The 14844-nt window shown below is 38.5% G+C and carries 13 protein-coding genes and 1 other annotated feature; all 13 genes read right to left on the reverse strand.

Features of this window, described 5'->3' with window-relative positions; all coding sequences use genetic code 11:
* Positions 1-103: 103 nt before the first annotated feature.
* Entirely contained in the window at positions 104-955 is an 852-nt protein-coding gene (locus tag LMB56_RS00500; RefSeq protein WP_122481859.1) for an amino acid ABC transporter substrate-binding protein, read from the reverse strand.
* A 17-nt stretch (positions 956-972) separates the two neighbouring features.
* Positions 973-1623 carry an amino acid ABC transporter ATP-binding protein gene (locus tag LMB56_RS00505; RefSeq protein ID WP_122481860.1) on the reverse strand — a complete coding sequence of 217 codons (651 nt, stop codon included), beginning with the start codon at positions 1621-1623 and terminating at the stop codon, positions 973-975.
* 14 nt (positions 1624-1637) lie between these two features.
* A complete protein-coding gene (locus LMB56_RS00510; protein ID WP_003666654.1) occupies positions 1638-2285 on the reverse strand; it encodes an amino acid ABC transporter permease in 648 nt (215 codons plus the stop codon).
* A 183-nt stretch (positions 2286-2468) separates the two neighbouring features.
* Positions 2469-2702, reverse strand: a binding site (T-box leader).
* A 51-nt stretch (positions 2703-2753) separates the two neighbouring features.
* Entirely contained in the window at positions 2754-3290 is a 537-nt protein-coding gene (gene mreD / locus LMB56_RS00515; RefSeq protein WP_122481861.1) for a rod shape-determining protein MreD, read from the reverse strand.
* Between the two features lie 6 nt (positions 3291-3296).
* Positions 3297-4154: a rod shape-determining protein MreC gene (gene mreC / locus LMB56_RS00520; protein WP_003667606.1), complete on the reverse strand. Its 858-nt coding sequence runs from the start codon at positions 4152-4154 to the stop codon at positions 3297-3299.
* 133 nt (positions 4155-4287) lie between these two features.
* Positions 4288-5289, reverse strand: coding sequence for a rod shape-determining protein (locus tag LMB56_RS00525; protein WP_003666650.1), 1002 nt, complete (start codon positions 5287-5289; stop codon positions 4288-4290).
* A gap of 135 nt (positions 5290-5424) precedes the next feature.
* The gene (locus LMB56_RS00530; RefSeq protein WP_135951026.1) at positions 5425-6057 is read right to left on the reverse strand and encodes a JAB domain-containing protein; all 633 of its coding nucleotides are present in this window, start codon (positions 6055-6057) and stop codon (positions 5425-5427) included.
* Between the two features lie 66 nt (positions 6058-6123).
* Positions 6124-7437 carry a bifunctional folylpolyglutamate synthase/dihydrofolate synthase gene (locus tag LMB56_RS00535; RefSeq protein WP_229283803.1) on the reverse strand — a complete coding sequence of 438 codons (1314 nt, stop codon included), beginning with the start codon at positions 7435-7437 and terminating at the stop codon, positions 6124-6126.
* Positions 7438-7538: 101 nt separating this feature from the next.
* Complete coding sequence (locus LMB56_RS00540; protein WP_229278745.1) at positions 7539-8753, reverse strand: NAD(P)/FAD-dependent oxidoreductase; 1215 nt, start codon at positions 8751-8753, stop codon at positions 7539-7541.
* 53 nt (positions 8754-8806) lie between these two features.
* Positions 8807-10552, reverse strand: a complete 1746-nt coding sequence (cydC, locus tag LMB56_RS00545) for a thiol reductant ABC exporter subunit CydC (RefSeq protein WP_229283806.1) — start codon at positions 10550-10552, stop codon at positions 8807-8809.
* Positions 10545-12275 carry a thiol reductant ABC exporter subunit CydD gene (cydD, locus tag LMB56_RS00550; protein WP_229283808.1) on the reverse strand — a complete coding sequence of 577 codons (1731 nt, stop codon included), beginning with the start codon at positions 12273-12275 and terminating at the stop codon, positions 10545-10547. The genes cydC and cydD overlap by 8 nt, the downstream gene beginning before the upstream one ends.
* A gap of 6 nt (positions 12276-12281) precedes the next feature.
* Entirely contained in the window at positions 12282-13298 is a 1017-nt protein-coding gene (cydB, locus tag LMB56_RS00555) for a cytochrome d ubiquinol oxidase subunit II (RefSeq protein ID WP_229283809.1), read from the reverse strand.
* A complete protein-coding gene (locus tag LMB56_RS00560) occupies positions 13299-14717 on the reverse strand; it encodes a cytochrome ubiquinol oxidase subunit I (RefSeq protein ID WP_229283810.1) in 1419 nt (472 codons plus the stop codon).
* Positions 14718-14844: the final 127 nt, after the last annotated feature.

Below are 14844 nucleotides of genomic sequence, written 5' to 3' on the forward strand. Positions count from 1 at the left end.
TATGAGTAAATTACAAACCGATTACGTAAATTCATCATATTTTTATTAATTTGTTTGTAGGAAATAATAAAGGGCAGAAACCATTTTCAAGTCCCTGCTCTTTTTATTTAGTGTTATCTGGTCCCAAGTAATTACTATCTTGACCGAACCATTTTTCATTAAGCTTCCGTAATTCACCGTTTTTTTGCAAATTACCTAAACCTTGATTAATTTTCTTCTTTAAGGTCTTGTCACCTTTCCGCATTCCCACTGCAAAATGTTCCATTGGCAACTCTTTGCTGATGTAAGTGCGGTATGAATTACTATTTGGTTGGTGCTTAATATAGTAATTAGCATAAACCTCATCCATTAAAATTCCTTGAATTCGATTTGCATTTAAGTCAATGAATGCATTAGGAAATGTATCATAAAGAACTGGTGTATGGTTCTTTATTTTATCTTTTAACAACTTTGGCTTCTCATCCAAAACGGTTACTCCTGTTGAACCATTCTGCACTCCGAGTGTTTTACCAGTCATTCCGTTCAAATTTTTAATGTTACTCTTCTTTTTAGTTACTAATATCTGCCGGTTCTCTAAATAGTAACGACTAAAAGCAACTTTTTTGGCACGGCTAGGATTAACAGAATAACCATTCCACAATAAGTCAATCGTACCGTTTTTTAGCTCCGTCTCTTTCATTGACCAATCAATTGGCTGAAAATCAACCTTTATCCCATACTGCTTAAAAACAGCCCGGGTAAGATCGACATCATAACCAACCAGCTTGCCATTTTTTTGGCGAAAACCCATTGGAACAAAGCTATCATCAAGGCCAACAATCACTCGTTTCCGTCGCTCGATCCGGTTCCATGTATCTTGCGTATCAGCACGCTTTGTTACACTTTCACAGCCACTAAGAAGGAGAACAGGTACTACTAACAAAATAAGTAGCCAAATTGCTTTCGCTTTTTTCATCAGTATTCCTCCTCTCCTTATTTATTCTGACGTTGATCAAGTGGCTGTACTCGTAAAATATCATCAGCAATATCTTCCGCAAATTCTAAATCGTGAGTAACAATTAATTGAGTCATTCCGTCCTTCTTTAATCCCAAAATAATATTAGCCACATCTTTTCGGAGGTTTGGATCAAGCGCTGATGTTGGTTCATCATAGCACAAAATTTTAGGCTTCATTGCTAATGCACGAGCAATCGCAACCCGTTGCTTTTGTCCACCCGAAAGTTGGTAGGGGTATAATTTCCCTTTTGTATTAAGTCCTAATTCTTCAAGCAGTTTTTGCGCATCAGCAACTGCTTCTTGCTTATCCTTTTTCAATACCATCATCGGCGCTAACGTGATATTTTCCATTACCGAAAGATTTGGGAAAAGCTTAAAATCTTGAAAAACTACACCAATTACTCGGTCAGCTGCATCTGTTCCTTGAGGGTCAAATCGACGACCGTTAATGAAAAACTCACCACTATCGGGAGTTTCCAGTCCAGTAATACAACGAAGTAAGGTCGTTTTCCCAGCACCTGATGGACCAACAATACAAAGAATTTCACCATCTTTAACTGTTAAATTAACCCCATCTAAAATTTGCCGATCGCCAAAACTCTTTTTTAAATCTCGAACTTCTAACATTTAGATTCCCTCCTTTACTTGAAGTATGCATAACATTTTTCAACTTGCCGTAGAATTAATGTACAAATTCCTACAAGGATCAAGTAGATTAATCCGACTAACATCAATGGGACAAGCGTGACATCCCGCGAAGTTGCAACGTTTCCTGCTCGAAGTAGGTCACCGAGACCAATTACGTAAACTAACGATGAATCTTTTACTAAGTTAATAACTTCATTCCCAATTGATGGAATAACGATTTTTATTACCTGGGGAATGATAATCTTGCGAAGAGTTTGCCAGTAGCTTAGGCGTAAAACACGAGCTGCTTCAAACTGACCTTGATCAACAGATTGGAAACCACCACGGAAAATTTCAGCAAAATAAGCTGCATAGTTCAAAATAAAAGCAACTAGGGCGGCATCGTAACGTTCAAAAACAATGCCAATAATTGGTAACCCATAGAATACAAAGATCAGTTGAAGCAGCAAAGGCGTTCCCCGCATTAACCAAACATAAATTTCTAATATCCACTTCAAAGGTTTAATTTTAGAAGTAAGTCCTAAGCTAACCAAAATCCCTAATGGCAGAGATCCAACTAATGTCCAGAAGAAAATTTGTAATGTAAGAGCAGCCCCCTGGAATAATGAAGGTAGAATTTCACTTATATATTGCATTGACATTTACTATTGCCTCCTTAAATTATTGACTAATAGAAATAACAGGAAAAGAAAAAATCCTCTAGGAGATACCTCCTAGAGGACGAGTACATCGTGGTTCCACCTCATGTTTACAAATATTTCGCAATATTTGCCTTAATAAGTCTATTTTAATGAAACAAAAAACACCCTCGAGCCTAAACTGGCTACGAGGGCGTTTCCGCGGTTCCACCTCATCTTGCTATTTTCTCACGAATAATAGCCTTAGTGAGTTCATTAAAATAAACTCCGCGCTGTAACGGGCTTCCCCGGGTCTTCCTACTATGGCTTTCAGAAGGCCAACTCACAGATGTGATTCAAGCCGAAACATTGATCCCTTCCCATCATTAAGGACTCTCTTTGCAATGCCTAAAGCTCTACTAGTCTGTTCACTGTCATTTATGATGTTGTAAATATCCTATACTGGAATATCTATTGTGTCAAGCACTAATTTTAAATTTGATCATCGTCTAATGCCCAGCGATATATTACGCGAATTGGCCAGAAGAGGACAACAAAATAAATTAAATTCAATGCTAACGTTGGAGCAAGCGTATAAATAAGATAGTCGCCAAAACCAACATTAGTAATATTTACTAAATAATATGCCCAATAATTAAAGGTCTCAAAAATGACAATATCAACAAAGAAAATCATAATCATCGAAAGAAATGATGAACTAAAATAACGAGATAAAATTTTAGTTATTTCGACTACTAATGGATACAAGAAAATATACAATCCTAAAATTCCCGAAAAGTATAAATCGTAAACTGCACCGGCAGCAATTGCAAATGGAATTAATGGAATCTCAATATCATCTTGAAAGAAATACGATAAGACTAACCATAGTAAGACAAGTTCACTCACCATTGAATAGGGATAACTGAAAAATAATGGTGCCCACACATGGCTTAAGGCGCCGTCCAAAAACAGACATACAAATAAACCAATTGGGAATATATATTTTAAGCGTGATAAACGATACATAATTTATCACTCCTGTGAGGCCGCTTCAGCAACTGTAACAATATTAATATCATTAAAGTCCGTTGCTGGAGTAATATAGATTTTCTGGGCGAGACCATAATCATCTTTACCGACACGTGACACGCGGCCAACATAAAGTCCCTTAGGTGTCACACCACCCATTCCACTGGTTACTACTCGGGTACCTTTTTTTATTTTAGCTTTAGAAGTTACTTGTCCCATTTCAAGCTCGTTATTTCTTGCATTATATCCGGTGATAATCCCATTAATCACTTTCCCATTTTGACCATTAAGAGTAATTGCAAAACGGTTTGATGATTCACTGGTATCACTCAATAATTCAACTTTGCTATTAGTTTTATTTACTTCTGTAATCCGACCAATTAACCCACTACCACTCATAACGGGCATATTCTTCTTAATACCACTAGATTGCCCTTTATTAATCACGAGTTGTCTTTGCCACGAAGAAGGTGTGCGCATTAACACAGCCGCTGTAACTGTATTATAGTCGGTCATTGAATTATTAAGTTTTAACTGTTGTTTTAATTGTTTGTTTTCATGAGCTAAGGTCTGATCACGGACTTTAGTTTGTGCTAATTCAGTTACTTGCTGTTTAAGTTCACGGTTTTCAGAATAAGTATTCATCAACCCATTTATTGAACTCACACTTGTCTGTGCCCAATTTACAGGGAGAGCAACTGCACTATCAACAAAGCCAACAATATCATTTCCAAATTGTTGGATGATCGGTGGTGTATTTCGCCTATTCCGTAAAGAAACAGAACCTGCCATTAGTCCAAAACAGACAACTAGAATTATCACAGCAATAACTAATCGGCGATTGGAAAAAAATTTCTGCATTATGACCCTCCAATGCTTACACAAGGTAATTAAGACGGGGCCTGCCAAACAATCCTGCTTGGCAATCAGCCCCGTCAATCATTAGTTAGTACTAATGATGATTCATCGCTGACGTCATTGTCAGAGAATCATTTTACTTTTTCTTCATTACATCAATACTCTTTAATGACTCGCCGGTACCAATAGCAACACAGTCAAGGGGATCATTAGCAATGAATACTGGTACTTTGGTTGCATCTGCAATAACATCTGGTAAATGCTTTAATAATGCGCCTCCACCAGTTAATACAATCCCGTGATCAATAACATCAGCAGCAATTTCTGGGGAAGTTTCTTCAAGTGTACCTTTAATTGCCGTAATAATGCTATCAACAACATCTTGGAGGGCCGTTGAAACATCTTTTGCAGATACTTGCATTGTTTTTGGCAATCCAGTTACAAGATCACGACCGCGAACTTGTGTTGTTCCCATTTCTTCAGCAGCTTCAACAGATGCAGATCCAATATCCCACTTAAGCTTTTCAGCTGTTCGTTCACCAATTAATAAATTCATATGTTGGCGAACATATTGAACAATCGCATCATTCATCTTATCACCAGCCATTCGAATTGAACGACTTGAGACGATACCACCTAATGAAATGGTAGCAACATCAGTAGTACCTCCACCAATATCAACAACCATACTACCAGTTGGATCCATAACTGGTAAACCTGCTCCAATGGCTGCTGCAAATGGTTCTTCAATAACATAAGCATCACGAGCACCTGCAACTCGAGTAGCATCAATCACTGCCCGCTTTTCAACTTCCGTGATCCCACTAGGAACACATACCATAACATATGGCTTACCATTATTTCCTAACGCTTTATCAATGTAATACTTCATCATTGCAACTGTTGTGTCGTAATCAGCAATAACACCGTCTTTCATTGGTCGGATAGCCACAATGCTTTCTGGCGTCCGTCCAATCATATCACGGGCATCACTGCCAACAGCGATTACTTCGTTAGTCTTAGAATTACGAGCAACAACTGATGGTTCTCTTAATACAATACCCTTACCTTCAAGGTAGACAATTGTATTAGCAGTTCCAAGGTCAATGCCAAGATTTTTTGTTCCAATTCCTAGCAATCTGCTTCTTCCCTTCGTCTTAAAATCAAATTAATATCGTGCATATTATACCATAGCCACTCGGTACATACGAACATTAATATACATTAATAAGAACAAAGAAAGCGTAATTATTGCAATAAATTAAAAGTTTCTTTACTTTTTAAGCTCATTAACGAGACTAGCTTCACGCCAACTATGGTATGTATCACGACCAACAATCATAAAGTCAACTAAATGAAGCCCAATAATCTCACATCCTCGTTCTAAGCGGCGAGTGAAAGATTCGTCCTGCTTGGAGGGATGAATGTCTCCCGTCGGATGATTGTGGATCATAATAATTCCTTGGGCTGAACACCGGAGCGCATATTGAAAAATCTTATCAGGATAAAGAATACATTCGCATCCGCCGCCTACAAACAAAATCTTCCAATCAATTATCTCGTTATGGATATCTGTACAAGCAATACAAACACTTTCTTGCTCCTCACTTTGAAAATGGTCAACCATCTTGCGGCCTAATTCGATGCTCGAATAAGCATGGCCAATAATTTCTTCGTGACTTTTGGTTACTATTTTTCCTAATTCAATTGCAGCAAAAAAATTGAACATTTCCGGCGCCCATTCATTTATTTCATTTTTTTCAACGCGTGAAAGCCGTTTAATTGCTAGGGGATTAGGACACTTACGTAAGAAACGTTGACATAATTCCTGCTTCTTTGTTCCCAGTTTATCAGGAATAGCCGTCCAGACTAATTTTGTATATTCGTTAATCACTTCATTTTCCATAAATAAATAATTCTCCTTTTTACACTCTATATATTTAAATACGGAAAATTTGTGCTTTTACACTTTTTAATTTAAAAAGAATTTACGAACATCCGAAACAAAATAAAGAGAACCAGTAATAATCATTACATCATCCACACTCATTTGACTTGCCACCTGCCCGATCCCTAATTGCCAGTCGTTAATAGTCTGGATGGGGTATTTAGTTGGAATATCAGCAATAGCCTTTGCTAAGTCTGCACTTGGCCTTTTAGGACCGGGGCCAGCAAAGTGAGTAACAGTTAAGTGAACATTCCCCAAACTTGCTAATTCACCAAGCATTAATTCATATTGCTTATCAGCCAGAATCGCCACCAAGAGGTAAACTTCCCGATCGGCAAAATCATTCTTAATAGTATGGACTAGGGCCTGGACACCAGGAAGATTATGAGCGCCATCTAGTAAGACCAGAGGAGTAGTATTTATTTCTTCTAATCGACCCGGCCAAGCAGCATTTTCTAATCCCGCAATCAAAGCACGGCGATCAATTGCCAATCCATGCTTCTCCATAAAAAGCTCAACAGCCATCAAAGCAACTGCTGCGTTTTCTATCTGATAGTCGCCCGGCAAGCCAAGAATTGTTTCTATTTTTTTCAGATTTTTTCCTTGATACCGAATTTTCGCGTGGAACTGATGACCATTAAGTTTGTGAACAGTAAAGTCTTTTCCTAATTCAAAAACCGGGGATTTTTTCTCCTTTGCATCTGCGAGAATAGTTTCGCGCGCTTCAGTTGGAAGGTCACCTAAAACAGCCGGGACGCCTTTTTTGATTATTCCCGCTTTTTGGGCCGCAATCTTAGCCAAAGTATCACCTAAATACTTCATATGATCCCAGCCAACTGTCGTAATCACGCTAACAACTGGCGTAATTACATTAGTAGAATCGTATAGCCCCCCAATCCCCACTTCAAGCAATACAACATCGGGCTTCTTTTCAGCCATATAGCAAAACATTAATGCTGTATCAATTTCAAATTCAGTTGGTCCGCCTGTTTCCAATGTATTATCAAGTTTTTTGACAACTGGAGCAATTTTTTGAACTAATCTTAAAAGGTCAGCATCGCTAATTGGGATTCCATTGTACTCAATCCGTTCATTAAACCGTGTAATAAAAGGCGATGTAAAACTTCCAACAGTGAGGCCGCTTTCCAATAAAGCAGACCGCATCATTGCAACAGTTGATCCTTTACCATTAGTTCCTGTGACGTGAATGTATTTAAGTCCTTCTTGCGGGTTTCCTAATTCTGCCAAGAATCTCTTCATCCGTGTGAGTGTTGGAATTTTCTTGAATTGTGTTCGTCCATGAATAAAAGATAATGCTTCATCATAAGTTTTAATCATTTATTTCACCCTTTATTTATTATAGCCATACCTTTTAGCATATAAGTATAAAAACGAGGCTGTTGAAAAAACAAAAGTTTTTTCTCAGCCTCATTCATTTTCTAGTGATATAAGTCAAAGCGGCCTTTAGCAAATAGCTCTTTCAAACCACCTGTTTCTAACAAGGAACGGTCAGCAATAATTTTCTTCATTGCTGAAGCAGGATATCCACGTAATTCATGACCCATTGCTTCACCAAATGCCCGTGTATTACCAACGGAAGCAACTGTTCCTAATGACTTGTAAGTAAATGGCTTAGCTTCGTGCTTGCCAGTCTTAATACGGGTAACAATGTCTTCCGCCGTGTAATCAGCCATTGCTAGGGCAATTTGTGCAGTAGTTGGATATGGGCGTTTACCATCCGGTGGCATTACAGCAGCAACATCCCCAATGATGTAAATATCATCGTGCTTAGGATCTGTTAAGTGGTCAGTAACGATTACCCGGCCACGCTTAGCATCAAAGCCACATTCTTCCATTAATGGATTACCACTTACTCCGGTTGTCCAGATGATTGTACCAGCATTAAGGGACTCTTCATCATCATCTCCATGCTTGTAGATGACCTTGCCAGGTTCAATCTTGCTAATCCGCGAACCATCAAGTAGTTGCACATTAAGGCTCTTAACAAGGTTTACCCCATATTCGGCAAGTTTTTCACTAAACATTGGAAGTAATCTTGTTGAAGCTTCAATCAACGTAATTTTAATTTCATCTGGTGAAACTCCAGCGATTTTGGCATAACTTGCTCGAGCATCAACAAGCGCCCCTGCTAATTCAATTCCAGTAAATCCACCACCACAAATAACAATTTGAAGATCATCAGGATTGTGCGTGGTACGATAATCTTTCATTTTGGCAATGATATGGTCATAAATTGCTAAAGCTTCTTTAACATTAGTCATTGGTAATGCATTTTCTTCAGCACCAGGAATTCCAAAGGTTTCTGAAACAAAACCGAGTCCTAATACACAATAATCATAGTGCAGTAGTTCTTCATGACCAGCAAGCTTAACCGTCTTTTTATCAGGATCGATCTTTACAACTTCATCTTGGATAAAGGTAGTAATTTGTGGATTAATAACATCACTAATTGGATAAGTGATCCTTGAAGCACTTTGCGTTCCCGCAGCAGCTTCGTGTAAATCAGTAGCTTCGTAATGATAATCATTACGATCAACTAATGTAATATGGACATTAGTTTTTAGCTTTTTTTGTAGTAAAACAACTGTCTTTAAGCCAGCATAACCAGCTCCAAGTACAACAACTTCTTTCATTACTATTCATCCCTTCATCAATAGTCCTATTTATTATAACATTTCTAAACTAGCTAGATACCCTCATCTGCCATTTTTAACGCCCGGTAATGTTCATTTGTTTTTTGTAATTCTGCCGGGCTGCCTTGCATTGAAATTTTACCATCCTCGATAAAAACAACTTGATCCATCATTTCTATGCCTTGTAAATGGTGAGTAATCCAAATCAAAGTTTTTCCTTGTAGCTGCTCCATAAAAGTCTCAATTACCTTTTCTTCTGTTACCGGATCTAAACCTACAGTTGGTTCATCTAAAAGGATAATAGGAGCATCCTTAAGCAAAATCCGGGCAAGAGACAACCGGTGACGCTCTCCGCCAGAAAACCGTAACCCTGCTTCATCAACCATCGTATGAAGCCCCTTAGGCAATCGTCTAATCATAGCGGCTAACCCAACACGTTCAAGGACATCCCATACCTGATCCTCAGTCGCGTCTTCATTACCCAAACGAATATTATTTAAGATTGTGGTATGAAACAAATATGGTGATTGGTGAACGATCCCAATATAATTCGAAATCTCATCACCAAATTCGTCTGTTGGCACATTATTAAGAGTAACAGTGCCCGACGTAGGTTTCCGGTCTCCACGAATTAAACTAGCTAACGTACTCTTTCCAGCCCCACTGCGACCAAGAATGGCAAGTTTTTCGCCTGGATTAACCTCAAGATTAATCCCCTGCAGGATCATCTTTTCTGTCTTAGGATAGCGATAATAAACATCCGTAATTTTAAGATGATAAGGAGCAGCAATCTCAACATTAACCTTAGAAGGAGCTGGCGGTTGCGGCAGTTCATTCAATCGCTTTAATGAATCCGTATATACATTAGTTTCTTGAGCAGCTGCTGGCAAGCTAGACAACACTTCATCAAGGGGAAAGACACAAAGAACAAAGGCCGCAATCCAATTTGCACTGCCTCCCCAATGACCGCCGAAACGTGCTGTTCCCCAGATAATAAGGCTAACAACCACCAATAAAATCATTACCTGAAGAATAAAATCACGCCAATGCTCAAAACGTTTCATCGCTTTTTGAGATGCTAATACGTTTTTCTCACTTTTATCATAATGCTGCAGGTAATCCGCACTGCGTCCCGCAAATACCCAATCTGTAATCCCCATGATATTATCAGTGAGATCAGCATACAAGGTATTGGTATATTGCTTTTCTAGTTGCTGACGTGCACCATTAACAAGCACTGACCACACGGGAACAGCAATGATGATTAACCCAAATAGAACTAACATTAAAAGCCCCATTAGTGGAGAGATTATTCCCATTCCAATAACGATAATGGCATAAAGCCCAAATGCAACCAACATTGGAAAAATCGTTCGTAAATATAAATTTTGAATGTGGGCAACGTCTTCTGAAAGTAACCCAAGAATGTCTCCAATTCGATACTTACTATTAAAGAAAACGGCATCCTGCTCTAACGAATCATAAAGCTTTTTCCGAAATGCAGAAGTCATTTTAAGAACCCAATTATGACTAACTAATCGTTCAAAATAATTGGTCACCGGCCTAAAAATCCCAAAGGCACGAGTAAGAACGATGGGAACATATACTAACAAGATATTAAAAGGCATCGTCGCGGACTTACTGATTAAATAGCCCGCGGTGAACATCAATCCACTAGCACAAATAAAGGTAACAATCCCTAGGGTAATTGCTAATACCAAGGTCCACTTGTAACGCTTCAGGAAGGGTTTCACCCACCGATCATGTTTCATTGCTTTAAGTAAAGGAATCTTATTCATGGGTTATCTCCTTTCCGCGTGTTTGGTCCATCAGTTCTGTAAAGTAACCATGTTCATCAAGCAACTGTTGATATGTTCCTTGTTCAATTAACTTGCCATTCTTCAATACTAAAATGTAGTCCATCTGCTTCATCCAATGCAAACGGTGGGTAGCAAAAAAGACTAACCTATTTTCCATCAATGGAAGCATTCTTTTCTTCAATTCCAGCTCGGTCTCAATATCAAGGTGGGCGGTTGGCTCATCAAAAATCATTACCCGCCGTTCTGGATCAAGAAATGCTCGTGCTAAGGCAATTCGCTGTGCCTGCCCACCACTTAATGCTCGGTGGCCACTACCAATCATCGTCTCTAGTCCTTGAGGCAATTCAGCAACGAGATCATCTAAGCCGACAACATGAATTGCTTCTTTTATTTTATCTTCACTGACATTTGGAGTATAAAAGGCAATATTATTTTTTAACGTATCTGCAAAAATATAGGGAGTCTGTGGAATGTAGAGAATCTGTTTTTGCCAGTCATGAATATCCAAAGTCGTTACTTTTTTCCCTTGAATGGTAATTTGGCCACTTGTCGGCGCTAAAAAGCCACTCAAAAGATTAATTAAAGTTGTCTTTCCAGCTCCACTCATCCCGATAATGCCAATTTTTTGGTTTCCCTTAACTGTTAAATCAAGATTTGTTAATTCACTGCCATTTTGAGGATACATAAACTCAACATTTTCAAGACTTAACTCATCGACTCCTGTCCACTGGTGTAACTTAACATTCGGCTTCTTTGGTAATGGCATCTCAAGAATTCGTCGAACAGCATGAAATGAATTTTTACCATTCAATGTTGCATGATAGTCACTTGCAAAGTTCCTAATCGGCAAAAAATACTCAGGTGCCAAGATCAAAATTGCTAGTGCCGGGAATAACAATAAGTGACCGTTAATTAACCGTAAGCCAAGAAAGACCGCTAAGATTGCAATAGCTAATGTAGTAAAGAAATCAAGAGCAAACGTTGATAACATTGCTACTTTAATCACGCTCATCGTTGACTTGCGAAAACGCTCACTTGACCGATAAATACTTTGCGAATACTTCTTACTAAGGCCAAAGTACTTCAATGTGTCAATTCCCCGCAAAGAATCAATAAAGTGATTAGACAATATTTGAAAAGCTGCAAACTGTCGATCTGCCTTAGCCTTCGCTGCATAGCCTAAAATAATCATGAATAAAACAATCAAAGGATAAACTAACAGCATAACAATGCCAGAAATCCAATCAAGCCAAAAACAGACAACCAAAATAATGACTGGAATAATCATCATGCTGATCACCTTGCTATAGATGAGTCGAATATAATTTTCGACTTCTTTAATGCCATCAAGGGCCAGAGTCACCATATTCCCGGTTCCCTCCCGCTGAACAATTACTGGTCCAAGCGCAAAGACTTTTTTTAATAATTGCTGACGAAAGTTTTGGGCAGCATTAGCCGAATACTTATCAAGCCAATCATTCCCAATTTCGGTTAGCCCATGACGCAAAAGGTAACAAGCAATGAATCCACCTAAGCCATATATTTGACTCAAAAGAGAATGTCCCTGCCATAAGCCTGTTAGTAAAGCAGCCAAACTTAATCCCTGACCAAGGATAAGAAAAGCTTGCAGGACATAAAGCCCCACAAGCTTAATCATGATATGTCTGCTCCCCTCGATTTTGAAGAGTAGTCGATCAATCATAAATTTTTATTTAACCTCCGGAATAGCCGGCATTGCAATCCGTTTACGGAAAATCCAGTAAGCCCAGATTGTATATGCCAAAACAAATGGTAAAAGACAGCAAGTAGCAATTGTCATCACTGTCAACGTATATTCTGTTGAGGAAGCATTTTGAATAAGAATGCTGTATTTCGGACTAATGCTACTAATTAGTACCCGTGGGAAGAGACCAATAAAGATCAATACAACCAATGATACTAAGGTTAACCCACTTGAAATAAATGCAACTAATTCATGACCAGCAAAGGTTTCTACTTGGGCTAAGACTGAGAAACCAACAATCAATACAAGCATGATGATTGTGCCAACTGGGTGAACAGCCATAAAGTCAGTCATAAAGATTAATAATAATGCAAAGACAACTTCGCCAGCATAAAGAATCCAGTACAAAAATTCAGCATAGTTCCGGGCTCGTTCCTGAACCGGACCAGTCGTCTTTAAGGCAATATAATTAATTCCATGTAAGTAGGTTAATAGCAATAAGGCAATTCCGCCAACAACTGAAAGCCAGTTGAAATAATCAAAGAATCCTGCTTGGAAGTTACCATTAGCATCAATTGGCATTCCATGAATCATGCTAACAAACATAATCCCGAGGAAAAACGGAACGATGGCACTACCAATTGCTAACGCCCAATCCCAAATCCGCTTTTGTGGCATTGGACTATTTTTACGGAATTCAAAAGAAACACCACGAATAATTAAACCAGCTAGGATAATCATTAAGATTAAGTAATATCCACTGAAAAGACTAGCGTACCAGTATGGGAAAGAGGCAAACATTGCACCACCAGCAGTGATTAACCACACTTCATTTGCATCCCAAACCGGTCCAATTGTCCGCACAAGTTGATCACGCTCTGATTCATTATGAGCAAGTGTTTCGACCGCCATTCCTACCCCATAATCAAATCCATCTAGGAAGAAGAAGCCGGCAAAAAGCACTCCAATCAATACAAACCATAATAATTGAAGAAAACTCATCTAGAACGCCTCCTTGTCAAATGGGTCAAGAACCTTCTTGAATTTAGGTTCAATTGCTTCCGATGGATCTTTACGTAATTCACGAACAATTAACCAAATTAATGTAATTGCAAGAGTTGTAAATAATACAAAGTAAACAATATTTGATGTCAATAATGATCCAACTGAAACATTTGGCGATACACTTTCGGCAATTGTAAACAAACCATAAACTGTCCATGGAATACGACCAAATTCTGTTACAAACCAACCAGCAGTATTACCGATAAATGGTAAGAAAGTGGTGATTGCAATACACCAAAGTGCCCAGCGGCGTTGTGCAAGTGGTTTCTTGCTCTTTTCCCTAGTCATAATTAATCCAACTAATGAAACTAAGAAAATCCAAGCACCAACTGCACACATAATCCGGAAACTATAGAATAATGTATTTACCGGTGGGTAGTAATCAAGATTCTTGCCGTACTTTTTCTTATATTGGGCATTGAGCTCATTCATCCCGGTAACCGCACCAGTAGTTTTGTGGTATGACAAAATACTTAGGGCATAGGGAATATCGATATTGCCTTTTACTTCATGGTCTTTCATGTCGGCAATACCAACAATTGTCCACGGCGCATGCTTACCAGTAGTCGTGAAGACGTCTTCAGTAGCTGCAAATTTCATTGGTTGTTCTTTGATTAAGTATTGCATCTGGGCATCCCCTAACGCAATTCCACCAATAGAGAAAATCAATGAAATTAAAAGTCCTAAACGCATTGACTTCTTGTAAAACTTCTTATTAGCTTCCGAAAGTTTTTGGTTCTTGAGAAGTTGGAATGCTGTTAAACCAGCAATAATAATACCACCCATCATGATAGCATTAAGGATAACATGCCCAAATTCATACCATAATTGAGGGTTTTTAAGCAATGCACCAAAATTAACCATTACTGCACGGCCACCCTTGATTTCATAACCAACTGGGTGTTGCATGAATGAGTTGGCAGTTAAAATCCATAAAGCAGATGTTAATGAACCAAAACTCGTCATCCAAATGAAGAAAAGGTGTAACCCTGGTTTAACCTTTTTCCAGGTAAATACCCATAAGCCAATAAATGTTGATTCAATAAAGAATGATAGCAAAGCTTCGAGGGCTAATGGAGCACCAAAGATATCACCCATAAACCGTGAGTAATCTGACCAGTTCATCCCAAACTGGAATTCCTGAATCAAACCTGTAACAACACCGACAGCAAAACTAAGTAAGAAAATATTCCCCCAAAATTTTGCCATTTTTTTGTACGTCTCGTCTTTAGTTGAAACGTACATACTTTCCATAATGGCGACGATAAAAGCTGTTCCAATAGAGAAAGGAACAAAGAAGAAGTGATAAACCGTCGTCATGGCAAATTGGAAACGTGCCAGACTAAGAATAGTCATTATAAATACCTCCCTCCGAAGTATATCGATAAAAGAATAGTTGAAACCGTTTCCTGTTTCTCCACAATTAATCATAATACTTGTGATAAATAATTACAATAAATAAATGGCAAATATGTGAAATAAT

It is taken from the genome of Limosilactobacillus reuteri, assembly GCF_020785355.1.
In the GTDB taxonomy this organism is placed as follows: Bacteria; Bacillota; Bacilli; order Lactobacillales; family Lactobacillaceae; genus Limosilactobacillus; species Limosilactobacillus reuteri_I.

What these genes read in the sequence shown, in the direction of transcription:
- LMB56_RS00540 (WP_229278745.1), bottom strand. Translation starts at nt 8,753, where the DNA reads ATGAAAGAAGTTGTTGTACTTGGAGCTGGTTATGCTGGCTTAAAGACA.
- LMB56_RS00505 (WP_122481860.1), bottom strand. Translation starts at nt 1,623, where the DNA reads ATGTTAGAAGTTCGAGATTTAAAAAAGAGTTTTGGCGATCGGCAAATT.
- LMB56_RS00530 (WP_135951026.1), bottom strand. Translation starts at nt 6,057, where the DNA reads ATGGAAAATGAAGTGATTAACGAATATACAAAATTAGTCTGGACGGCT.
- LMB56_RS00500 (WP_122481859.1), bottom strand. Translation starts at nt 955, where the DNA reads ATGAAAAAAGCGAAAGCAATTTGGCTACTTATTTTGTTAGTAGTACCT.
- LMB56_RS00560 (WP_229283810.1), bottom strand. Translation starts at nt 14,717, where the DNA reads ATGACTATTCTTAGTCTGGCACGTTTCCAATTTGCCATGACGACGGTT.
- LMB56_RS00510 (WP_003666654.1), bottom strand. Translation starts at nt 2,285, where the DNA reads ATGTCAATGCAATATATAAGTGAAATTCTACCTTCATTATTCCAGGGG.
- cydD (WP_229283808.1), bottom strand. Translation starts at nt 12,275, where the DNA reads ATGATTGATCGACTACTCTTCAAAATCGAGGGGAGCAGACATATCATG.
- LMB56_RS00535 (WP_229283803.1), bottom strand. Translation starts at nt 7,437, where the DNA reads ATGATTAAAACTTATGATGAAGCATTATCTTTTATTCATGGACGAACA.
- cydB (WP_229283809.1), bottom strand. Translation starts at nt 13,298, where the DNA reads ATGAGTTTTCTTCAATTATTATGGTTTGTATTGATTGGAGTGCTTTTT.
- cydC (WP_229283806.1), bottom strand. Translation starts at nt 10,552, where the DNA reads ATGAATAAGATTCCTTTACTTAAAGCAATGAAACATGATCGGTGGGTG.
- mreD (WP_122481861.1), bottom strand. Translation starts at nt 3,290, where the DNA reads ATGTATCGTTTATCACGCTTAAAATATATATTCCCAATTGGTTTATTT.
- mreC (WP_003667606.1), bottom strand. Translation starts at nt 4,154, where the DNA reads ATGCAGAAATTTTTTTCCAATCGCCGATTAGTTATTGCTGTGATAATT.